20 protein-coding genes and 1 riboswitch are annotated in these 22,008 nt (G+C 64.5%); of the genes, 13 read left to right on the plus strand and 7 right to left on the minus strand.

From position 1 onward, the window contains the following. Positions 1-126 precede the first annotated feature (126 nt). From ASC75_RS11190 to serA, 4 genes are all read left to right on the plus strand, one after another. Complete coding sequence (locus tag ASC75_RS11190) at positions 127-903, plus strand: outer membrane beta-barrel protein (RefSeq protein WP_055974596.1); 777 nt, start codon at positions 127-129, stop codon at positions 901-903. A 203-nt stretch (positions 904-1,106) separates the two neighbouring features. Then, positions 1,107-1,802, plus strand: a complete 696-nt coding sequence (locus ASC75_RS11195) for an outer membrane protein (RefSeq protein ID WP_055974599.1) — start codon at positions 1,107-1,109, stop codon at positions 1,800-1,802. 182 nt (positions 1,803-1,984) lie between these two features. Further along, on the plus strand, positions 1,985-3,160 hold the full coding sequence (locus ASC75_RS11200) for a phosphoserine transaminase (protein WP_055974601.1): 1,176 nt from the start codon (positions 1,985-1,987) through the stop codon (positions 3,158-3,160). A gap of 177 nt (positions 3,161-3,337) precedes the next feature. Then, positions 3,338-4,936, plus strand: coding sequence for a phosphoglycerate dehydrogenase (gene serA, locus ASC75_RS11205; protein WP_055974604.1), 1,599 nt, complete (start codon positions 3,338-3,340; stop codon positions 4,934-4,936). Positions 4,937-5,032: 96 nt separating this feature from the next. On the opposite strand, the gene ASC75_RS11210 is transcribed toward serA, so the two are convergent. Then, complete coding sequence (locus tag ASC75_RS11210; RefSeq protein WP_055975438.1) at positions 5,033-5,953, minus strand: DMT family transporter; 921 nt, start codon at positions 5,951-5,953, stop codon at positions 5,033-5,035. 195 nt (positions 5,954-6,148) lie between these two features. Here ASC75_RS11210 and ASC75_RS11215 point away from each other — a divergent pair, with 195 nt between their 5' ends. Further along, the gene (locus tag ASC75_RS11215; protein WP_055974609.1) at positions 6,149-7,447 is read left to right on the plus strand and encodes an adenylosuccinate synthase; all 1,299 of its coding nucleotides are present in this window, start codon (positions 6,149-6,151) and stop codon (positions 7,445-7,447) included. A 73-nt stretch (positions 7,448-7,520) separates the two neighbouring features. Next, positions 7,521-9,032, plus strand: a complete 1,512-nt coding sequence (locus ASC75_RS11220) for a hypothetical protein (protein WP_055974613.1) — start codon at positions 7,521-7,523, stop codon at positions 9,030-9,032. A 33-nt stretch (positions 9,033-9,065) separates the two neighbouring features. Here ASC75_RS11220 and ASC75_RS11225 read toward each other — a convergent pair whose 3' ends face one another. From ASC75_RS11225 to ASC75_RS11240, 4 genes are read right to left on the minus strand one after another with little or no spacing between them, the layout of a single operon-like run. Then, positions 9,066-9,365 (minus strand): CcdB family protein, encoded by a 300-nt coding sequence (locus ASC75_RS11225; protein WP_055974616.1) that lies wholly within the window; start codon positions 9,363-9,365, stop codon positions 9,066-9,068. Next, on the minus strand, positions 9,365-9,607 hold the full coding sequence (locus tag ASC75_RS11230) for a type II toxin-antitoxin system CcdA family antitoxin (RefSeq protein WP_055974619.1): 243 nt from the start codon (positions 9,605-9,607) through the stop codon (positions 9,365-9,367). The genes ASC75_RS11225 and ASC75_RS11230 overlap by 1 nt, the downstream gene beginning before the upstream one ends. A gap of 58 nt (positions 9,608-9,665) precedes the next feature. Beyond that, positions 9,666-11,480 (minus strand): ABC-F family ATP-binding cassette domain-containing protein, encoded by a 1,815-nt coding sequence (locus ASC75_RS11235; protein WP_055974622.1) that lies wholly within the window; start codon positions 11,478-11,480, stop codon positions 9,666-9,668. 2 nt (positions 11,481-11,482) lie between these two features. Continuing rightward, entirely contained in the window at positions 11,483-12,127 is a 645-nt protein-coding gene (locus ASC75_RS11240) for a thiamine diphosphokinase (protein ID WP_055974625.1), read from the minus strand. Between the two features lie 104 nt (positions 12,128-12,231). Next, a riboswitch (TPP riboswitch) is annotated at positions 12,232-12,352 on the plus strand. Positions 12,353-12,396: 44 nt separating this feature from the next. On the opposite strand from ASC75_RS11240, the gene thiB reads away from it, so the two are divergent. From thiB to ASC75_RS11260, 4 genes are all read left to right on the plus strand, one after another. After that, positions 12,397-13,401, plus strand: a complete 1,005-nt coding sequence (gene thiB / locus ASC75_RS11245; protein WP_055975442.1) for a thiamine ABC transporter substrate binding subunit — start codon at positions 12,397-12,399, stop codon at positions 13,399-13,401. A gap of 246 nt (positions 13,402-13,647) precedes the next feature. Continuing rightward, positions 13,648-15,261: a thiamine/thiamine pyrophosphate ABC transporter permease gene (gene thiP, locus ASC75_RS11250; protein ID WP_055974629.1), complete on the plus strand. Its 1,614-nt coding sequence runs from the start codon at positions 13,648-13,650 to the stop codon at positions 15,259-15,261. Beyond that, positions 15,258-15,977 carry a thiamine ABC transporter ATP-binding protein gene (gene thiQ / locus ASC75_RS11255; RefSeq protein WP_055974631.1) on the plus strand — a complete coding sequence of 240 codons (720 nt, stop codon included), beginning with the start codon at positions 15,258-15,260 and terminating at the stop codon, positions 15,975-15,977. The genes thiP and thiQ overlap by 4 nt, the downstream gene beginning before the upstream one ends. 263 nt (positions 15,978-16,240) lie before the next feature. Beyond that, a complete protein-coding gene (locus ASC75_RS11260) occupies positions 16,241-17,647 on the plus strand; it encodes a M48 family metalloprotease (RefSeq protein WP_244487811.1) in 1,407 nt (468 codons plus the stop codon). A gap of 32 nt (positions 17,648-17,679) precedes the next feature. Here ASC75_RS11260 and ASC75_RS11265 read toward each other — a convergent pair whose 3' ends face one another. After that, positions 17,680-18,549: an RNA polymerase factor sigma-32 gene (locus tag ASC75_RS11265; RefSeq protein WP_055974634.1), complete on the minus strand. Its 870-nt coding sequence runs from the start codon at positions 18,547-18,549 to the stop codon at positions 17,680-17,682. Positions 18,550-18,800: 251 nt separating this feature from the next. Here ASC75_RS11265 and ASC75_RS11270 point away from each other — a divergent pair, with 251 nt between their 5' ends. The 3 genes from ASC75_RS11270 (at position 18,801) to ASC75_RS11280 (ending at position 21,157) form a co-directional block, all read left to right on the plus strand. Continuing rightward, positions 18,801-19,574, plus strand: coding sequence for an amino acid ABC transporter substrate-binding protein (locus ASC75_RS11270; RefSeq protein WP_055974636.1), 774 nt, complete (start codon positions 18,801-18,803; stop codon positions 19,572-19,574). 132 nt (positions 19,575-19,706) lie between these two features. After that, positions 19,707-20,387: an amino acid ABC transporter permease gene (locus ASC75_RS11275; RefSeq protein WP_055974639.1), complete on the plus strand. Its 681-nt coding sequence runs from the start codon at positions 19,707-19,709 to the stop codon at positions 20,385-20,387. Further along, the gene (locus tag ASC75_RS11280; RefSeq protein ID WP_055974642.1) at positions 20,384-21,157 is read left to right on the plus strand and encodes an amino acid ABC transporter ATP-binding protein; all 774 of its coding nucleotides are present in this window, start codon (positions 20,384-20,386) and stop codon (positions 21,155-21,157) included. Before ASC75_RS11275 ends, ASC75_RS11280 begins: the two co-directional genes overlap by 4 nt. A gap of 74 nt (positions 21,158-21,231) precedes the next feature. Here the strand turns inward: ASC75_RS11280 and ASC75_RS11285 are convergent, their stop codons facing one another. After that, positions 21,232-21,816 carry a CarD family transcriptional regulator gene (locus ASC75_RS11285; RefSeq protein WP_055974645.1) on the minus strand — a complete coding sequence of 195 codons (585 nt, stop codon included), beginning with the start codon at positions 21,814-21,816 and terminating at the stop codon, positions 21,232-21,234. Positions 21,817-22,008 lie beyond the last annotated feature (192 nt).

Below are 22,008 nucleotides of genomic sequence, written 5' to 3' on the forward strand. Positions count from 1 at the left end.
CCATGAGGCGCAAGAAAACGTAGTTAATCGTCAGGGTTAAGCAGCCCTTAACCTATACCAAGCATTATCCATCCCGGTTAGTCATGGTCGGGCGCGTTGCGGGTCCGCAGGTATGGGGTTTTAATCATGCGCATTTTTGGAAAGAAGGCGTTCGCCGCCGCGCTGCTTGCCAGCGTCACTGCCCCGGCATTCGCCGCGGACATGCCCGAGCCGGTCATCGAGATCGAACAGCCATCCTATGGCGGCTGGTACCTGCGCGGCCACATCGGCATGAGCAACCAGCGTATCAAGCGGCTTGAATCGGAGCTGTTCGCATTCCCGGATGCTCATGGTTGGCATGACGAGGGCACATTCGGCGCCGCCCCGACCTTCGGTGTCGGCGTCGGCTACCAGTTCAACGATTTCCTCCGCGGCGACCTGACCGTCGAATACCGTGGCAATTCCGAATTCAGCGCCCTGGACTGGCAGGACAATGCCGGCGTCATCACCACCAACGACTACCGCGGCAAGAAGTCGGAATGGCTGTTCCTGGCCAACGCATATGCCGATCTCGGCGACTTCTATGGCGTGACTCCTTATCTCGGCGCCGGCATCGGCGCTTCGCGGAACACCATCTCAAGCTTCCGCGATATCAACATCATCAACGGTGGCGGCGCCTACGCGGACGACAAGTCGCGCTGGGATCTCGCCTGGGCGCTGCATGCCGGTGTCGGCATCAAGGCAACCGAGCGCATGACCATCGACCTGGGCTACAGCTTCCTTTCGCTCGGCGACGGCCAGACCGGTGAGCTCAAGAACGATGACCCGGCCGAGCCGTTCCCGCCTGCCGGCAACAGCGGCATCCGTTTCAAGGACATAACCTCGCACGACTTCAAGCTCGGCGTCCGTTATTCGCTGAACTGACCGCCCCGGCGTCATCACGACGCGTGGAGCCCGATCTGCACAAACCGCCCGGCCCTGCCGGGCGGTTTTTCGTTGGCCGGTTGCCGAGCCGCGCTAACCACCTGTTATCCTTAACCGTGACTTAACCTCTATGGTTAACAATGGCTCGAACGGCTGCTGGATTTTCGGGCAACACCCCGGCGCCATTTCGGGAGAATGCGATCATGACAATGAAGTCTCGCATAGCGCTGGCGCTGGCTGCATCCGCGATGTGGCCGCTGGCGGCAAGTGCAGCCGATTACGATCCGCCTGTCGTCATCGAAGAAGCGCCGGAATATGTCCCGGTCGAGGTCGGCTCCGGCTGGTACCTGCGCGGCGATATCGGCTACAATTTCAGCGACACGCCCTACCAATTCACCCTGCTCGGCGAGGAAACGCGCAACATCCACGTCAATGGCAGCATCGGCGCCGGCTACCATTTCAGCGACTTCCTGCGCGGCGAACTGAACTTCGGCTTCGTTTCCTACGACAAGCTCGATGTCGCCAGCGGCGGCAGCCAGGTCAATTTCGAAAACAACGTCTGGAACGGCATGGCCAACGTGTATGCCGACCTTGGCACCATCGCCGGCTTCACGCCCTATGTCGGCGCAGGCGTCGGCCTGATCTATTCGAGCACCACGCTCGACTACAGTGTCCTGCCCGGACCGGTCACGTTCAACCTCGACGACACCCAGTACAAGGTCGCCTATTCGGTCGGCGCCGGCATCAACTATCAGGTGGCGCAGAACACCTCGGTCGACGTCGGCTACCAGTACCTCACCGCGCCCGACCTCGAATATGTCGACATCGACACGCTGACAGTGAAGAAGGGCGTCGACTACCATCAGGTCAAGGTCGGCCTGCGCTACGATCTCTGGTAGGAGTCCCATCGATCAAGCCTTTCAAAAGGCGGCGGGTTTTGGCCCGCCGCCTTTGCATTTGGAAAACTGTTCCAGATGCGACGTTCAATTTCCTCTTGACGCCGAGGGCCTCTGATAATATCGCCGTCCGTGGGCCACCCCTCCCCAACGAGGGGCCAACTATCTGGAAGGATAGAACCACGATGACGATCGTCACCAAGCCCGGACTCCGTCCGGCAAACCCCAATTTCTCCTCAGGTCCCTGCGCAAAACGTCCCGGCTGGTCGCTCGCCGCGCTCGCTGACGCACCGCTCGGCCGTTCGCACCGCGCCAAGATCGGCAAGACCAAGCTCGAGCAGGCGATCGAGCTGACCCGCGAAATCCTCAAGGTTCCCGCCGGCTATCGCATCGGCATCGTTCCGGCCTCCGACACGGGCGCCGTCGAGATGGCGATGTGGTCCCTGCTCGGCGGGCGCGGTATCGACATGGTCGCCTGGGAATCGTTCGGCGCCGGCTGGATCACCGACGTGGTCAAGCAGCTGAAGCTCGAGGACGTTCGCAAGTTCGAAGCCGCCTATGGCGAGCTGCCCGACCTTTCCAAGGTCGATTTCGACCGCGACGTGGTCTTCACCTGGAACGGCACGACCTCGGGCGTGCGTGTCGCCAACGGCGACTTCATCCCGGCCGACCGCAAGGGCCTGACCATCTGCGACGCCACCTCGGCCGCATTCGCGCAGAACCTCGATTTCGCCAAGCTCGACGTCGTCACCTTCTCCTGGCAGAAGGTGCTCGGCGGCGAAGGCGCCCACGGCATGCTGATCCTCAGCCCGCGCGCCGTCGCGAGGCTCGAAACCTACAAGCCGGCCTGGCCGCTGCCCAAGATCTTCCGCATGACCTCGGGTGGCAAGCTGATCGAAGGCATCTTCAAGGGCGAGACGATCAATACGCCGTCGATGCTCTGCGTCGAGGATTACATCGACGCGCTGAACTGGGCCAAGGGCCTGGGCGGGCTCGAAGCTCTAGTCGGCCGCGCCGACGCCAACTTCGCCGCAATCGACACCTTCGTGCAGAAGGCGGGCTGGCTCGCCAACCTGGCCGTCGTGCCGGAGACGCGCTCGAACACTTCGGTCTGCCTGTCGATCGTCGACCCTGAGGTCGCCGCGCTCGACAAGGACGGCCAGGCGGCCTTCGCCAAGGCCATGGTGTCAGCGCTTGAAAAGGAAGGCGTTGCCTTCGACATCGGCGCCTATCGCGACGCGCCTCCCGGCCTGCGCATCTGGGCCGGCGCCACCGTCGAGACATCGGATCTGGTGGCGCTGATGCCTTGGCTCGACTGGGCCTTCGCCAACCAGAAAGCCGCGCTCAAGGCTGTGGCTTGACGCAGCACACCCTCCCCTTTCGAGGGGAGGTGGCGAACGAAGTGAGCCGGGTGGGATCCTGTCCACCCGCTCCATTCCCAAGAAATTCTCGGGCCGCACCGCCTCGACAACCCACCCGGTCGCTGCGCGACCACCCTCCCCTCAAGGGGGAGGGAACCAGAGCCAAGGACCAGACCCATGCCCCGCGTTCTCGTTTCCGACAAACTCTCCACCACCGCCGTCCAGATCTTCAGGGACCGCGGTGTCGACGTCGACTACCTGCCGGACCTCGGCAAGGACAAGGAAAAGCTGCTCGAAGTCATCGGCCAGTATGACGGCCTCGCCATCCGCTCTGCCACCAAGGTGACCGAGAAGCTGATCGCCGCTGCGACCAACCTCAAGGTCGTCGGCCGTGCCGGCATCGGCGTCGACAATGTCGACATCCCGGCCGCGTCGCGGCGCGGCATCATCGTCATGAACACGCCCTTCGGCAACTCGATCACCACTGCCGAGCACGCCATCGCGCTGATGTTCGCCGTTGCCCGCCAGTTGCCGGAAGCCAACGCCTCGACGCATGCCGGCAAGTGGGAAAAGAACCGCTTCATGGGCGTCGAGATCACCGGCAAGACACTCGGCCTGATCGGCTGCGGCAACATCGGCTCGATCGTCGCCGCCCGTGCCGTCGGCCTCAAGATGCATGTCGTCGCCTTCGACCCGTTCCTCTCCGAGCATCGCGCCGAGGAGCTTGGGGTCGAGAAGGTCGAGCTCGACGAGTTGTTTGCCCGCGCCGACTTCATCACCCTGCACACGCCGCTGACCGACAAGACGCGCAACATCATCAACGCCGACGCCATCGCCAAGATGAAGGCCGGCGTGCGCATCATCAACTGCGCCCGCGGCGGCCTGATCGTCGAGAAGGACCTGATCGCCGGGCTGAAGAGCGGCAAGGTTGCGGGCGCCGGCATCGACGTGTTCGAGGTCGAGCCGGCCGAGAGCAACGAATTGTTCGGCATGGACAACGTCGTCTGCACGCCGCATCTCGGCGCCTCGACCTCCGAGGCTCAGGAAAACGTCGCCCTGCAGGTTGCCGAACAGATGGCCGACTACCTGGTCAAGGGTGCCGTCACCAACGCCATCAACATGCCGTCGATCACCGCCGAAGAAGCTCCGCGCCTGAAGCCCTTCGTCAAGCTTGCCGAGGTTCTGGGCGCCTTTGTCGGCCAGGTGACCGAAGATCCGATCACCGAGGTCGAGATCCTGTTCGACGGCCAGACCGCGCAGATGAACACCAAGGCGCTGATCAGCGCAGCGCTCGCAGGCCTGATCCGCCCGCAGCTCTCCGATGTCAACATGGTGTCGGCGCCGATCATGGTGAAGGAGCGCGGCATCATCGTCGCCGAGGTCAAGCGCGACAAGTCGGGCGTCTTCGACGGCTACATCAAGCTGACGGTCAAGACCGAGCACATGACCCGCTCGATCGCCGGCACCTGCTTCTCCGACGGCAAGCCGCGCTTCATCCAGATCAAGGGCATCAATCTCGATGCCGAGGTCGGCCAGCACATGCTCTACACCACCAATGCCGATGCGCCGGGCATCATCGGCCTGCTCGGCACCGTCTGCGGCGAGAACGGCGTCAACATCGCCAACTTCCAGCTCGGCCGCGACCGCCCGGGCGGCGATGCCATCGCCCTGCTCTACCTCGACGCGCCGTTCCCCGAGGACGTGCTCGCCAAGGTGCGCGACCACATGTCGATCGACTCGGCCAAGCGCCTGCAGTTCGACGTCAACGGCTTCTGAGCGGCCGGCAAGCATTGCCTCCCAAGGCTGAAGAGGGCGCGGCCAGGTCCGCGCCTTTTTCTTGCGCCCGAAGCGTGGAGATCACGGTAGCCGTCTTCAATCGGCCGCGGAGCCGCCAAGGCCATACTGGGCAGCCATCTTGCGCCCGCTGTGCTCGGCCATCCAGATGCCGCCGAACACAAGTGCGATGGCCAGCGCATGGTAGCCCTGGAAATCCTCGCCGAGGATCAGGACCGACAGCAGCGTCCCGAAGATGGGAACCATGTTGATGAACAGCCCGGCACGATTGGCGCCGATCAGTTCGACGCCTCTGATGTAGAATATCTGCGCCATGATTGATGGAAACAACACGACGTAGGCGGTGAGCGCCCAGCCATTGAGATCGGGCGCGATCAACCGGTCAGTAGCGATCTCCCACGCCGTGAACGGGATCGACGTGACGAAGGCCGACGCGGTAAGCACGATCATCAGGCTTTGCCAGTGGATGTCGGGTTTGAAACGCAGCGCGACCGTATAGCCGCTGTAGACCAGCACCGCGACCAGCATCAGCGCGTCGCCGAAGTTCAGGTCGAGCGCCACCAGGTTCGAGAGGTCGCCATGGCTCGCGGTCAGCGCGACGCCGAGCAACGACAGCAGGAAGCCGAGGATCTGGCCGGGCGCGACGCGCATCCGGAACAGCAGAAAATTGGCGGCGAAGATCAGCATCGGCATGCCCGCCTGCTCGATGCTGGTGTTGATCGCCGTGGTGAAATTCAGCGCGGTGTAGAGCGCCGCGTTGAACACGGTGAAGCCGAGCGCGCCCAGGCTGGCGAGAAGCCAGATGTGCTTGCGGACGACCGGCCAGTCGGCGCGCAGCCGCGGCCAGCCGATGGCGGCAAGCATGGCAGCCGCGAAGGCCCAGCGCATGGTGGTGAACAGCATCGGCGAGACGTGGCCGACCGCGAGCTTGCCCGCCACCGAGTTGCCGCCCCAGAACAGGGTTGTCAGCAACAGCAGGACGTAGGCATTTCGGAACATCCGGACAAACTTTCGCAGGCGGCGGGCCATGCCCCGGCCTAAGTGGCCGATCCCGGCAAGTAAATGCCTCCAAAGCCAGAATTTGTTGTGCCTGAGGCGGCAAAGAAAGGTCGCGCTTGCAATTGCTTGGCGTTATAGAGGCCTGTCATTTTGCACTGTTCGCGGCGCTGCCCGCGATGTCGGAAGGAAAATATCATGGCCAATGTGGTGGTCGTCGGTTCCCAGTGGGGCGACGAAGGCAAGGGCAAGATCGTGGACTGGCTGTCCGAGCGCGCCGACGTGGTGGTGCGTTTCCAGGGCGGACATAATGCCGGTCACACGCTGGTGGTCGACGGCGTGGTCTACAAGCTGTCGCTGCTGCCTTCCGGTGTCGTGCGCGAGGGCAAGCTGTCGATCATCGGCAACGGCGTGGTCTTCGATCCGCACGCCTTTGTCGTCGAATTGGAGAAGATCCGCGCCCAGGGCGTCGAGATCGGCCCCGACCGCCTGAAAATAGCCGAAAACACTGCGCTTATCCTGTCCCTGCATCGCGAGTTGGATGGTTTCCGCGAGGACGCCGCCTCCAATTCGGGCACGAAGATTGGCACGACCCGTCGCGGCATCGGCCCCGCCTACGAGGACAAGGTGGGACGCCGTGCGGTGCGGGTGATGGACTTGGCGGATTTGGAAACACTGCCCCACAAGGTCGACCGGTTGCTGACCCACCACAACGCGCTGCGCCGCGGCCTCGGCCATGCGGAAGTGACGCATGACGCCATCATGACCGAGCTGACCTCGATCGCCGACAAGATCCTGCCCTACATGGACCGCGTCTGGAAGGTGCTGGACGACAAGCGCCGTGCCGGCGAGCGCATCCTGTTCGAGGGCGCGCAGGGCACGCTACTCGACATCGACCACGGCACCTATCCATTCGTCACCTCGTCGAACACGGTGGCCGGCCAGGCAGCGGCCGGGTCGGGCGTCGGCCCGGGCGCGATCAACTATGTCCTCGGCATCACCAAGGCCTATACGACGCGCGTCGGCGAAGGCCCGTTCCCGACCGAGCAGCAGAACGAGATCGGCGAATTCCTCGGCACCCGTGGCCACGAGTTTGGCGTCGTCACCGGGCGCAAGCGCCGCTGCGGCTGGTTCGACGCCGTGCTGGTGCGCCAGGCGGTTGCTGTCAACGGCATCAAGGGCATCGCCCTGACCAAACTCGACGTGCTCGACGGCCTCGACGAGATCAAGGTCTGCACCGGCTACATGCTCGATGGCGAACTGATCGACTACCTGCCGGCGAGCCAGGGCGCGCAGGCACGGGTCGAACCGGTCTACGAGACGCTCGAAGGCTGGAAGGGAACCACCGCCGGCGCCCGCAGCTGGAACGCCCTGCCGGCCCAGGCAGTGAAGTATGTACGCTACATCGAAGAGCTGATCGGCGCGCCCGTGGCGATGCTTTCCACCAGCCCGGAGCGGGAGGACACGATACTTGTGACCGACCCGTTTGAAGACTAGTTTTGGCAGCTTTCCGGCGGCTTCGGCCGCCGGTCGCGGCGCGGCCCAGAAGAAGAGATAGGTCGACGAGAGAATGGCAGACTTCGTAGCGGTCCTGAAGAAGACGCTGGATGGCATGGGCGACACCACGCCGGCGATGCGCGCGCGGGTGTATGAAAAGGCCCGCAGCACGATCGCAGCCAAGCTCGCCGCCTTAGACCCGCAGCCGCCTGCCGCCGTCGCCGAGCGGCAGTCGAAATCGCTCGAGGATGCCATCGCCACCATCGAGGCGACGTTCACGGCAAAGCCGGTCGAAGACGATCCGCTGGCCGAGCTCGAAAACGTCTTCACCTCGATCGCCCGCAACAAGGACCAGCCAGCCTACAGCCGGCCCGCGCCCGAGCCGGTGGTCGCCCGCCCCGTAACGCCGGTGGCGCCACCGCCTGCCGCCGCCCCTGCGCCGACCTTTGAACCGCAGGCGCGCGAGCCGCTGCCTGAATTCTCGCCCAGCCACGATTTCGTTAACGAGGGCCCCGAAGCGGACGGCGACGATCGTTTCGGCAACGAAGCGCCTGACGATGTCGATCCTTTCCAGAACACCCGGCAACGGCCGCGCAAGCGCGTCAGCGGCGGCCTGATTGCCGCTGCCCTGGCTGTCGTGGTGATTGGCGGCGGTGGCTATGCCTTGTGGTCGAATCGCGACGCGTTCGTCGGTTCCGGCGACGACAAGCCGGCGACGACCGCGCCTGCGAACGAAACGGCCACCCCTCCGCCCGCCAGTGGCAGCCAGAACGCCCAGACGCCTGCCAATGGCGAGCCGGGCAAGTTCACCCAGCGCATGACGGCGGACGGCAACGAAGTCGACCCAGGCCCGGCAAGCGGCAGCAACGGCGTCGGCGAAGGCACCTCTGTCGCCGCCCTGACGCAGCAGCCGCCGGCAACACCGCCGACTGCCGCCGAGCCGGACCAGCCCGCGCCAGAGACGCCGGCAACGACGCCTGCCCAGGGCACGGCCCCGACGCCGCCCGCGGCCAGCGAGAACGCGCCAGTGGCCGTCGGCCAGAAGGCGATCTTCTATGAAGAACGCACCAATGTGGCGCAGGGCTCGGCCGAACCCGGCGCGGTCGTCTGGACGGTGGTGCAGGAATCTCCCGGCGGCGACCTGCCGCCCGAGCCGGCAATTCGTGCCGAGGCGACGATTCCCGGCAAGGATATCCAGCTGCGCATGACCATCCGCCGCAACGCCGACAAGACGCTGCCGGCAAGCCATATCCTCGAGATGATCTTCCTGACGCCTGACGGCTTCGAAGGCGGCGGCATCGAAAACATCCTGCGCGTGGCGATGAAGAGCTCCGAACAGGACGCCGGCAACTCGCTGCTCGGCATTCCGGCCAAGATCGCCGACGGCTTCTTCCTCGTCGCCCTCAACGACACCAAGGCTGAAGTCGACGCCAACCTGAACCTGCTGCGGCGCCAGAGCTGGATCGACGTTCCGGTGGTCTACAAGTCCGGCCGTCGCGCCCTGTTCACCCTGGAAAAGGGTATCCCGGGCGACAAGGTGTTCGAAGACGCGATGAAAGCCTGGCAAGCCAAGGCAGCGGGCTGACGCTCGGCGCGGGTTCGCAGTCTGAAGCGGACGTCAGAAGCCCTGGAACACCATGTCCAGAGCTTCTGTGATTTTGTCGTGACTTGCAATCAGGTTCGCTTGCGACGCACCCAGGCGTGCCCTAGGCACGGTTGCAATCAAGTGCGTGAACATCGCGTATTGTTTGCCGTCAATCACGAATATCGGATTGAGCCGTCGCACCAGTGCCAACCTTTCCGAGATGGGCACGAGAGGCACAACAACGCGCGTGCTCAGATCCTCGAGCAAGTCCGTCTGAACATTCAGCAGATAACCGACGCCAACTGGATTGAGAAAGACATCGTATCTTGCCATCAGAACTGCCGGAATTCTTCCAGCGGCAGTCCATTCTCCTCGACATATCTATTCAGGCCCTCAATGGCCTCGCGGTTCTCGATCTTCCAGAGCCGCGACTTTTCCTCCGAAACCGCTTTCCGGAGCGCGTCTTCGGCAAGCTGGGACATGTTCAGCCCGAGGGCTTTGGCCTCTTCGACCAGGGCGGCATCAATGGTCACGTTGGTCGGCTTGCGAATGGGTTTGGGAGCTTTCTGAAGCATATCGGCACCTCGATCCATGCGCATAACATATGCGCATCAGCCGGGAGCCGCAATCAGCCTAGCCTTCAAGCTCCTCGCGCAGCATTTCCAGCTCCAGCCATTCCTCTTCCAGGGCGGCGAGCGTGACGCGTTCCTTGTCGAGGGCGGCGATGGTCTTCTGGAAGCCGTGGGGGTCGCGTTCGTAGAAGGCCGGATCGGCGATCTGGTTTTCCAGCCGCGAGATCGATGCGGTCACCGCCTCCATCTTCTTGGGCAGGTTGTCGAGGGCAAACTTCTGCTTGAACGACAACTTCTTGGCCGGCCCTTTCAGGGCCTCGGCCTCGTTGCGCGATGAACTCGCTGCTTCGGCATTCGCCTTGCGCGACTTGCGGTCGTCGAGCCTGGTGCCGCCGCGCTGGGCCAGCATGTCGGAATAGCCGCCGGCATACTCGACCCATTTGCCGTCGCCGTCCGGCGCGATGATGCTGGTCACGGTGCGGTCGAGGAAGTCGCGGTCGTGGCTGACCAGGATGACGGTGCCGGCGAACCCGGCGACCAGTTCCTGCAGCAGCTCCAGCGTCTCCATGTCGAGGTCGTTGGTCGGCTCGTCGAGCACCAGCAGGTTGGCCGGGCGGGCCAGGACACGCGCCAGGATGAGCCGGGCGCGTTCGCCGCCGGAGAGTTCGCGCACCGGCGTGCGCGCCTGCTCGGGCTTGAACAGGAAGTCCTTCATGTAGGACACGACGTGGCGCTGCTCGCCATTGATGACGAGGTTTTCGCCGCGGCCATCGGTGAGGTAGCTGGTCAGGGTTTCGTTCGGGTCGACCGCCTCGCGCTTCTGGTCGAGCGTGGCGATCTCCAGGTTGACGCCGAGCCGGATGCTGCCGGCATCGGACTCCATCTCACCGGTCAGCATCTTGAGCAGCGTCGTCTTGCCGGCGCCGTTGGGACCGACGAGGCCAATCCGGTCGCCACGCTGGATGCGGGTCGAAAAGCCCTTCACCACCGTCAGGTCGCCGAAGCTTTTGTCGATGTTCTTGGCTTCGATGACGAGCTTGCCGGATTCGGCCGCATCGCTGGCCACCATCGTCGCCACGCCCTCGGCGCCGCGGTGACTGCGGAACTTCTGGCGCATCGTCTGCAGTTCGCCGAGACGGCGCATGTTGCGCTTGCGCCGCGCCGTCACACCATAGCGCAGCCAATGTTCCTCGCGCACGATCTGGCGGCCGAGCTTGTGCTGGTCGCGCTCCTCTTCCTCGAGAATCTGGTCGCGCCATTCCTCAAAATGGGCGAAACCGCGGTCGAGCCGCCGCGTCTGGCCGCGGTCGAGCCAGACCGTGTTGCGGCTGACCCGTTCGAGGAAGCGGCGGTCGTGCGAGATCAGGATCAGCGCCGAGGAGGTGCGGATGAGCTCTTCTTCCAGCCACTCGATGACGGAGAGGTCGAGATGGTTGGTCGGCTCGTCGAGCAGCATGATGTCGGGCTCGGGCGCCATGACGCGGGCGAGTGCCGCACGGCGCGCCTCGCCGCCGGACAGGTCGCCGGGACGCTCCTCGCCGCTGAGGCCGAGATGGTCGAGCAGGTAGGTGGCGCGGTGCGCATCGTCGGCAGGCCCGAGACCGGCCTCGACATAGGCGCGCACGCTGGCGAAACCGTCCATGTCGGGCGCCTGCGGCAGGTAGCGGATCGTCGCCGAGGGCTGGCGGAACACCTCTCCGTCAGTCGGTTCGACCATGCCGGCGGCGATCTTCAGCAGCGTCGACTTGCCCGATCCGTTGCGGCCGACAAGTGCGATCTTGTCGCCCGTCGAGGCCGACAGTGCCGCGCCGTCGAGCAGCGGCACGCCGCCAAAGGTCAGGCGGATGCCGTCGAGATTGAGAAGCGGAGGGGCCATGTTCAGAAATCCGAGGCAGGAAAGGGATGGGCAAGGAGCAGCGCACGGCCACTGCCGAGCGAGACACGCAAACTGCCGCGCACCTCGTTGGAAAGCGTCAGCGACGAGCCGAAGGGCACCTCGACGCTATCGAGCGGCCATTTGGCACCCTCTTCGGTGAGTCCGGAAAGCTCGGAAAAGGCGAGCACCGAAAACAGCGTGCCGTCGTCATAGTCGAAGCTGGACGTACCGGGCAAAAGCGGATGCGCCTCCTGGCGGCCGCTGGTCAGCAGCACTTCGGTGCCGGCTTCGGCAAGGCGCAGCGCCAGCGCAAGATGAAGAAAGGCGTGATCGGCCCGCGCCCCGCCAAAGGCACCGACCAGCACCATCGAGGTCGCCCCGCTGGCTAGCGCGGACGCGATCGCCAATTCACCGTCGGTCTTGTCCTTGTCGGCGGGAAACTTCTCGCGCGGCACGGAAGCGAAGGTCGGTTCGATCTCGGCGGGTGCCGAGTCGAAATCACCAAGCCAGAGTTCCGGCAGCAGGCCGAGCGTTGCGGCATGACGCATGCCGGAGTCGGCCGCGATGACGCGGCTGCCCGCGACCTGACGGTCGAGGCGCGGCGTGCGGAAAAGCTCGCCGCCGAGAAGGAGGGTGAACCGGGTCATGGCAAGCGCATTACCAGCCCGGCAGCCGAAACGGAAGGCCGCGAGACCGCGTGTGGCCGGCAAACTACCGCTTGCACGGCCTGTCGCACGGCCCTATTTGTGGAACCGCTCTAACGGGGTGCCTGTCGCGCGCAAGCGGGCCGGCTGAGAGGCATGGAGAGATCCGGCCAACCCGCTGAACCTGATCCGGTTTGTACCGGCGGAGGGATTAGATGCTTCGGACGCCCGGCGCTTCAAATTCCCTTTCAACACCAATGAAGGAGGCGCCGATGCGCTCGCCCGTTCTGTCCCTGACTTCCGCCCTGGCGTTCGCCGCCATCGCCTTTCCGGCGACCGCCGAGGGCAAGCTCACCGTCTACACTTATGAGAGCTTTACCGCCGAGTGGGGCCCCGGCCCCCAGGTCAAGAAGGCCTTCGAGGCCGAATGCGCCTGTACCGTCGATTTCGTCTCGGTCGCCGACGGCGTGGCCCTGCTCAACCGCGTCAAGCTCGAAGGTGCGGCCACCAAGGCCGACATCGTGCTCGGCCTCGACACCAATTTGACCGCCGAGGCCAAGGCAACCGGCCTGTTCGCGCCGCACGGCGCCGCGGGAGAGAACGTCAAGGTTCCCGGCGATTGGTCCGACGACACCTTCGTGCCTTACGATTACAGCTATTTCGCCGTCGTCTATGACACCGACAAGCTGAAGACCCCGCCGAAAAGCCTGAAGGAACTGATCGAGGGCGACCCCGAGCAGAAGATCGCCATCCAGGATCCGCGCACTTCGACACCGGGCCTCGGCCTGCTGTTGTGGATCAAGTCGGTCTATGGCGACAAGGCGCCGGAAGCCTGGGCCAAACTCAAGGGCCGCGTGCTGACCGTGACGCCGGGATGGAGCGAGGCCTATGGCCTGTTCACCAAGGGCGAGGCGCCCATGGTGCTGTCCTACACGACGTCGCCGGCCTACCACATGGTGGCGGAAAGCACCGAGCGCTACCAGGCCGCGACCTTCGAGGAAGGCCACTATTTGCAGATCGAGGTCGCCGGCATCACCACCACGGGTGCCAAGAACCCGCTGTCGGAGAAGTTCATGGCCTTCATGACCGGCCCCGGCTTCCAGGATGTCATCCCCGAAACCAACTGGATGTTGCCTGCCGGCAAGACCGACAAGCCGCTCAGCCCGGCCTTCGACAAGCTCGTGAAGCCGGCCAAGACGCTGCTCTTCAGCGCCGACGAAGTCGCCGCCAACCGCAAGGCCTGGGTCGACGAATGGCTCGGCGTGATGAGCAAGTAGGCACTGTCGACTTGTGATGGATCTGCTTGAATACCCCCCTCCGGCCTGCCGGCAATCTCCCCCGCAAGGGGGGAGATTGGCTGTGGCACGGCCATCGCCAATCCAAGAAGTTGTCGGTGGTGGATGGGCGTCCAAGCTGCCGATCTCCCCCCTTGCGGGGGAGATGGCCGGCAGGCCAGAGGGGGGTGCGAAAGATTGCTACCCCGATCGACCTCACGGTCTACGTCCTGCAGCGTTCGGCACATCATGCCACTAGCTCGCGACCCCCGCATTGCCGCCGGCGTCATCGCGCTGGCGGCGATCGGCATCCTGGTCGGCGGCGCCTTCGTCGGGCTCGGCATCGAGGCCTGGCGCAATCCTGAAGGCGCCCTTGCCGCCATCGATCCCTACCTTCTGCGGGTCGCGCGCTTCACGCTGTGGCAGGCGATGTTGTCGACCTTGCTGTCGGTTGCGCCTGCGATCCTCGTCGCGCGTGCCCTGTCCCGGCATCCTGAGTTTCCCGGCCGCGGTCTGATCCTGCGCCTGTTTGCCGTGCCGCTGGCGTTGCCGGCGATCGTCGCTGCCCTCGGCATCCTGTCGCTCTACGGCCGCGCCGGCTATTTCGCCGAACCGCTGACGGCGCTGACCGGCGGCACATGGCCCGGCATCTATGGCCTGTCGGGCATTCTGGTCGCCCACGTCTTCTTCAACCTGCCGCTGGCGACACGCCTGATGCTCGAGGCCCTGCAGACGGTGCCGGCCGACCAGTGGCGGCTGGCGAGCCAGCTCGGCATGGGCGCGCAGTCAAGCTTCCGCCTGATCGAATGGCCTGCGCTGCGCGCAGCCCTGCCCGGTATCGCCGGGCTGGTGTTCATGCTGTGCATCACCTCCTTCACCATCGTCTTGACGCTCGGCGGCGGACCGGCTGCAACCACGCTGGAAGTGGCGATCTACCAGGCGCTGCGCTTCGATTTCGACCCTGCCCGGGCGGTTGCGCTCACCGTGTTGCAGATCGCGCTGACCGCCGTCGTCGTCCTGGCCCTGATGCGGCTCGGCGTCAACACCACCGGCGACGCCAACCTGCCGGTGGCACGGCGCAGCTTCATTCAGGCGAACGCCGGCGAGGCGACCTTCAATGCAGCGGCTATCCTCCTGGCTCTCGCCTTCGTCGGCGGGCCGATGCTGGCGACCGTTGCCGCCGGGCTCGAGGCTGATCTCGGCCGGCTGGCCGGAGAGGCTTCCGTCCAGCGCGCGACGCTGACCAGCATCGTCCTGGCGACACTGTCGGCGACGCTTGCGGCGATGCTGGCCCTGGCGCTGGTGACGGCACGCCGGGCGCTCGCGACAGGCCGCAACAGCCGGAAGAAGTCGATCCTCGAACGCTTTACCGACACCGGCGCCAGCTTCGTGCTGGTCGTGCCGCCGATCGTCATCGGCGCTGGCTGGTTCGTGTTGGTGCGGCAGTCGGTCGACGTCTTCGCGCTGGCCCCCTTCATGGTGGTGACGGTCAATGCCGTGATGGCGATGCCGTTTGCCGTCCGCGCCATTCGCCCCGCCCATGATGCGGCGAGCGAGCGCCACGAGCGGCTTTGCGCCCAGCTTGGCATATCCGGCTGGAACCGGCTGCGGCTGATCGACTGGCCGGTGCTCCGGCGTCCGCTGGCCACCGCGTTCGCCTTTGCCATGGCGCTGTCGCTCGGCGACCTCGGAGTCATCGCCCTTTTCGGCAGCGACGCCGTGCAGACGCTGCCCTATCTTCTGCTCGCCCGCATGGGCAGCTATCGCACCGACGACGCGGCCGGCCTGGCACTGATGCTCGGGCTGTTGTGCCTGGCCTTGATGATGCTGGCCGACCGCCTCGGCAAGGAGACACCCAGATGACCAGTGCGGCCGTGCACCTCGACCAGCTGGTGTTCAGCTATGCCGACACCATGGTGCGCTTCGACGTGACGTTCGCGCCCGGCGAGATCACTGCCATCATGGGGCCGAGCGGCGCCGGCAAGTCGACATTGCTCAACCTCGTCGCCGGCTTCGAGACACCACGCGAGGGCCGGGTGCTGATCGGCGACATGGATGTGACGTCGGCGCCACCAGCCGACAGGCCTGTGTCGATGGTGTTCCAGGAGAACAACCTCTTCGCCCACCTCGACATCGCCAGCAATGTCGGGCTCGGGCGCTCGCCTGCCTTGCGCCTCAGCGCGACGGACAAGCAGGATGTGGCAACGGCCCTGGCGCGCGTCGGGTTGGCGGGCATGGAGCATCGCCTGCCCCGCGAACTGTCGGGTGGCGAACGCCAGCGCGTCGCCCTGGCACGGGTTCTTGTGCGCGACCGCCCGATTCTCCTGCTGGATGAACCCTTTGCCTCGCTTGGACCAGCCTTGCGCGACGACATGCTGGAGCTTTTGACCAGCGTCCAAGCAGAACGCGGCATGACCGTGCTTTTCGTGACACACCAACCCGAAGATGCGCGAAAACTCGCTGAAAACATGGTTTTCGTCGAAGGTGGAAGGGTCGCGGCGGCAGGAAAGACTGCGGATTTCTTTAAGAGTTCTGGACCTGACGCCTTCAGACACTATATCGGCAATGAACGGCAGTGACACGTTCACGCCGCGTTGCCCGGAAGCGGACATAATTTACAGCCAAATCGCCATATTCGCGGCGGCGGCCTTATTGTGTCGGCAAGGCGAGTGTGGCTACGTCCACACGATGCGGGCCGGCATCTGCTTCGCCCGCATTTGTTGAATTTGAAAGGACGCGAGCTCTGCCCATCTGCCGCGACGGACTGACCGGGACGATAACGCCACGCTGCGCGCGACTTGCCGTCGCCGTGGCGCTGTCGGCGTTTGTCGCCGGTTGCCAGGTGCTCAACTCTTCGGATGTCCGCGAATCCGGTTTCCAGCCGTCCAACAATCCGGTGACGGTCGACAACGTCTCGCGCAACGACAAGCTCGCCGAGATCGCCAAGGCCCAACACCCGCGCATCCTCGCCACCTATGGCGGCGAATACTCCGACCCCAAGCTGGAGCGCATGGTGGCCAAGGTCGTCGGCAGCCTGACCACGGTGTCGGCCAACCCGAACCAGACCTATCGCATCACCATCCTCAATTCGCCCAACGTCAATGCCTTTGCGCTGCCGGGCGGCTATCTCTACGTGACGCGCGGACTTCTGGCGTTGGCCAACGATTCGGCCGAACTGGCCGCCGTCATCTCGCACGAGATGGGCCACGTCACCGCCAACCACGGCGTCCAGCGCCAGCAGAAGGAAGCCGAGGAAGTGCTGGCGACCAAGGTCGTCACCGACGTGCTCGGCGAAAGCCCGACAGCCAAGGCGGCCTTGATCCGCGGCAAGCTGCGCCTTGCCCAGTTCTCGCGCAACCAGGAGCTCGAGGCCGACGGAATCGGCATCAAGATGAGCGGCCAGTCGGGCTATGATCCCTTCGCCGCGGGCCGCTTCCTGCAGTCGATGGCCGCCTATAGCGACCTACGCGCGGTCAGCGGCGCCACCGACGCCAGCCTCGACTTCCTCGCCAGCCATCCCAACGCGCCGCAGCGCATCGACCTTGCCCAGCGCCACGCCCGCCAGTTCGGCGCGCCCGGCATCGGCAAGCGCGACCGCGATTCCTTCCTCGCCGGCATCGACGGGCTTCTGTTCGGCGACACACCCGACGAAGGCTACGTCCGCGGCACCACCTTCCTACATCCCAAGCTCGGCATCTCGTTCTCGGTGCCGCAGGGCTTCATCATCGACAACACAGCCGCCGCAGTGACCGCGACGGGTCCGGGCAACATGGCCATCCGCTTCGACGGCGTAACCATCGACGGCAAGCTGTCGCTGCCCGACTACGTCAAGAGCGGCTGGGTTGCCGGGCTAGATCCGGCAAGCGTCCGCTCGGAGACGATCAACGGCAACGAGGCAGCGTTTGCCCGCGCAAGCGCCGAAGGCTGGCAATTCGACATCATGGTGATCCGCGCCGGCGCACAGGTCTACCGCCTGCTGACGGCCGCACCGACAGCCAGCTCCAACCTCGATACGGTCGCCCGCTCGGTGAGCTCCAGCTTCCACGTCATGACCGCGGCGGAAAAGGCTTCGCTCAAACCGCTGCGCATCCGCGTCGTCACCGTGCAAGCAGGCCAGAACATGGGTTCGCTCGCCGCCAGCATGGTTGGCGTCGACCGCAAGCTCGATCTGTTCAGGGTGCTGAACGCCCTTGCCCCCGGTGCCACCGTTTCGGCCGGCGACAAGGTCAAGATCGTCACCGACCGGTAGTCGCCCGGAGTAATTCCAAAGAGGGAAAAGCTCTAGGCGGCCAGAAACGCCGAGTTTTGCCGCACCAGGGCCGACTTCAGCTTTTCCATGGCGCGGGTTTCGATCTGCCGGACCCGCTCCTTGGAGATGCCGAGCGACGTGCCCAGCTCTTCCAGCGTGGCGCCCTCCTCGCTCAGCCGGCGCTCCTCGATGATCTGAAGTTCGCGCGCGTTGAGCACCCCGAGCGCATCGTGCAGCCAGCCAGAGCGCCGTTCGATGTCAATCGCATCGCCGACGAGTTCATCCGGCAACGGATCGTCGGAGACCAAAAGATCCATGCGCTCGCCGCCATCGCCATCGTCGCTCAGCGGCGCGTTGAGCGACGTGTCGGGCACCGAAAGGCGCATGTCCATCATCGCCACGTCCGCCTCCGACACGCCGAGCGCGAGGGAAATTTCCTGGTAAGCCGAGCTGTTGCCGAGCGGGCCGCCGCCCTGGGCAAGACGGGCGCGCATGCGGCGCAGGTTGAAGAACAGCGATTTTTGGGCCGAGCTCGTACCGCCCCTGACGATTGACCAGTTGCGCAGGATGTAGTCCTGCATCGATGCGCGAATCCACCAGCTGGCATAGGTCGAAAAGCGCACCTCACGCAGCGGATCGAAGCGCGCGGCAGCCTCGAGCAGCCCGACATGGCCCTCCTGGATGAGATCGCCCATCGGCAGCCCGTAGCGCCTGAACTTGACCGCCATGGCGATGACGAGACGCATGTGGGCGGTGGTGATGCGGTTCAACGCATCCTGGTCGTGCTGCTCTTTCCAGCGGATCGCCAGTTCCAGCTCTTCGCCGCGCTCCAGGTAGGGTGCGCGCGACGCCGCCCTCAGCATCATCTGCTCGCCGGCAAGGCCTGCCCGATCCATATACATGCTTCGCCCCTTGGTTCGTGAGCAAGCCGGGCGCACCATGAATGCGGATGCTGCCCCGCAAGGTCATTAACGCAAGATGCCGGACAATGTTCCGCGACGACCCGGCTTGAGGCAGGCACGTAGATTCAGATTCCGAGATTGATCGATAATTGAAATTTCATTCCTTATCTTGAGCGCCGGCATCTGCGAGATTGGACCCAATCACAACTTCGCCGGCCATCGTCGCCGGCCTAAGATCGGGATCGCATGAAATGAACTGGTTGAAATCGCTGGCCGTTGCCGCAACGCTCCAGATCGCAGCCGTGGGTGCAGGCCACGCCGGTGAGAACCTCAATGAGATCAAGGCTGCCGGCGTGTTCAAGATTGGCACCGAAGGCACCTATGCGCCTTTCACCTATCATGATGCCTCGGGCGCCCTGGTCGGCTTCGACGTCGAGATCGGCAAGGAGATCGCCAAGCGCCTCGGCGTCAAGGCCGAATTCCTCGAAGGCAAGTGGGACGGCCTGATCGCCGGCATCGACGCCAAGCGTTATGACGCCGTCATCAACCAGGTCGGCATCACCGAGGCGCGCAAGGCCAAGTACGACTTCTCCGAACCCTACATCGCCTCCAAGGCCGTGCTCATCGTCAGCGGCAAGAACGAGGACATCAAGGGTTTCGCCGACCTCAAGGGCAAGAAGTCGGCCCAGTCGCTGACCAGCAATTTCGGCAAGATCGCCGAGGCCAATGGCGCCGAACTCGTCGGCACCGATGGCTTCGACCAGTCGATCCAGCTGGTGCTGAACGGCCGCGCCGACGCCACCATCAATGACAGCCTGTCGTTCTACGACTTCAAGAAGAACAAGCCCGACGCCGACGTGAAGATCGTCGCCGAGGAAGAAAAGGCCGACTTCTCCGGCGTTATCGTGCGCAAGGGCGAGCCGGAACTGGTCGAGGCGATCAACAAGGCACTGGCCGAGATCAAGGCCGATGGCACCTACAAGAAGATCTCCGAGACCTACTTCGGCGCCGACGTCTCCCAGTAACCGCATCGCCCATCGGCTGCGCTGACCCGCGGTCGATGGGCATGATTTTTCCACCTCTCATTTTTCCCATGAACTTGCCCGGAAAATCTGCGATTTTCCGGGCTCGTTTGTTGTGGGGAGGGAGCGTTCATCTTGCCACACTGGCTGCAACTGATGCTGGACTCGCTCGGCCCACTGTTGTGGGCCGCGCTCATTTTCACCGCGCCGCTGACGCTTCTCTCCTTCGCCTTTGGCCTGGCGGTTGGCCTCGGCGCCGCCCTTGCCCGCCTGTTCGGCCCGGCCTGGCTGTCGGCGATCGTGCGCTTCTACGTCTGGATCATCCGCGGCACGCCGCTGCTGGTGCAATTGTTCCTGATCTTCTACGGCCTGCCCAGCGTCGGCATCGTGCTCGACGCCTTTCCGGCGGCACTGATCGGCTTCACGCTCAATGTCGGCGCCTATTCCTCCGAGATCATCCGCGCTGCCATCAGCTCGGTCGCCAAGGGGCAATGGGAGGCCGCCTATTCGATCGGCATGACCTGGAGCCAGGCAATGCGCCGGACGATCCTGCCGCAGGCCGCGCGCGTGGCGGTGCCGCCGCTGTCCAATACCTTCATCTCGCTGGTCAAGGACACCTCGCTGGCCGCCGCCATCACCGTGCCGGAGATGTTCCAGGCGGCGCAACGCATCGTCGCCACCACCTATGAGCCGCTGATCCTCTATGTCGAGGCCGCGATACTCTATCTCGCCATGAGCTCGGTTCTGTCCTCGCTTCAGGTCCGGCTCGAAAAGCGGCTCAACAGATATGGCGGCTTCCTGGAGGCGCGGACATGATCGGGCTGTCGCACATCGTCAAGCAATTCGGCGACAACACCGTTATCAAGGACGTCTCGGTCGACATCCAGGAAGGCAGCGTCACCGCGCTCGTCGGCCCCTCGGGCGGCGGCAAGAGCACGCTCTTGCGCTGCATCAATCTGCTGGAGGTCCCGACCTCGGGTACGGTGCGTGTCGGCGACGACGCCATCGAATTCAAGCCCGACGTCAAGGTTCCGACACGGGCCATCCAGCAGTTGCGGCGCCAGACCGGCATGGTGTTCCAGAACTTCCAGCTGTTCCCGCATCGCACGGCGATCGAAAACGTCATGGAAGGGCTGGTGACCGTGCTGAAATGGCCGGAGGCCAAGGCCCGCGAACGTGCCCTCGCCTTGCTCGAAAAGGTCGGCATGGCGCACAAGGTCGATGCCTGGCCGGCAACGCTGTCCGGCGGCCAGCAGCAGCGCGTGGCAATAGCACGCGCGCTAGCGCCGTCACCAAAGGTGTTGCTGTGCGACGAGCCGACCTCGGCACTGGATCCGGAACTCGCCCAGGAGGTGGTCGACGTGCTTGGCCAGCTGGCGCGCGAAGGCACGACCATGGTGATCGCCACACACGACCTGCGCCTGGCCTCGAAGATCGCCCACGAGGTGGTGTTCCTCGAGGCCGGAACGGTGGTCGAGAAGGGCCCTGCGAGCGAGGTGTTCGGCAATCCGACGCATCAGCGCACCAAGCGCTTCATCGCGACGATCACGCATCAGCACGAGCACGGCAAGGGCGGCGAAGGCTGACGTGACTGCACCCGCCTGAAACAAAAAACCCGGCCAGTGGCCGGGTTTTTCGTAGTTCTCGGAGGCATGCCAGATCAGGCTGCTTCTTCCTGCTCGGCGTCGGCTTCCTCGTTGTCGGCCTTGGCGCCGCGCTTCGGACCCTTGTTGAGGTTGGCCTCGATCAGGCGAACGGCTTCGGTTTCCGACAGGCGGTTGACGGCTGCCAGTTCGCGCGCCATGCGGTCGAGCGCTGCTTCATAGAGCTGGCGCTCGGAATAGGACTGCTCCGGCTGATTGTCGGCACGGTAGAGATCGCGCACGACTTCCGAGATCGAGATCAGGTCGCCCGAATTGATCTTCGCATCGTATTCCTGGGCGCGGCGCGACCACATGGTGCGCTTGACGCGGGCACGGCCCTGCACGACCTTCAGGGCACGCTCGACATAGTCGGTCTCGGAGAGCTTGCGCATGCCGATCGAGGTCGCCTTGGCGACCGGCACCTTCAGGCGCATCTTGTCCTTCTGGAAATCGATCACGAACAGCTCAAGCTTGTGTCCCGCCACTTCCTGCTCGTCGATGGAGACGATCTGGCCGACGCCATGCGCCGGGTAGACAATGTACTCGCCGGTCTTGAAACCGTGACGCGCTGCGGATTTCTTCTGCGGGATGGAAGTTGCCATACGCCCTGAACTCCTTCTTGTAACACCGGCCCGCCGAGGCCGGCTGAACGAGGATGGTCGGCAAACGCGACCTTGTGCCGCACGACAATCGATCCCCAACCGGGAGAGCTTGAACCGGTAAACCGCTAAAGCAGCGGCCTCCGGCCCAGATTACTCTGGTCCGAATTGGGGCTGTCACCTTTCAGTGATTTA

The sequence above is a fragment of the Aminobacter sp. DSM 101952 genome, assembly GCF_001424795.1.
Taxonomy (GTDB): Bacteria; Pseudomonadota; Alphaproteobacteria; order Rhizobiales; family Rhizobiaceae; genus Aminobacter; species Aminobacter aganoensis.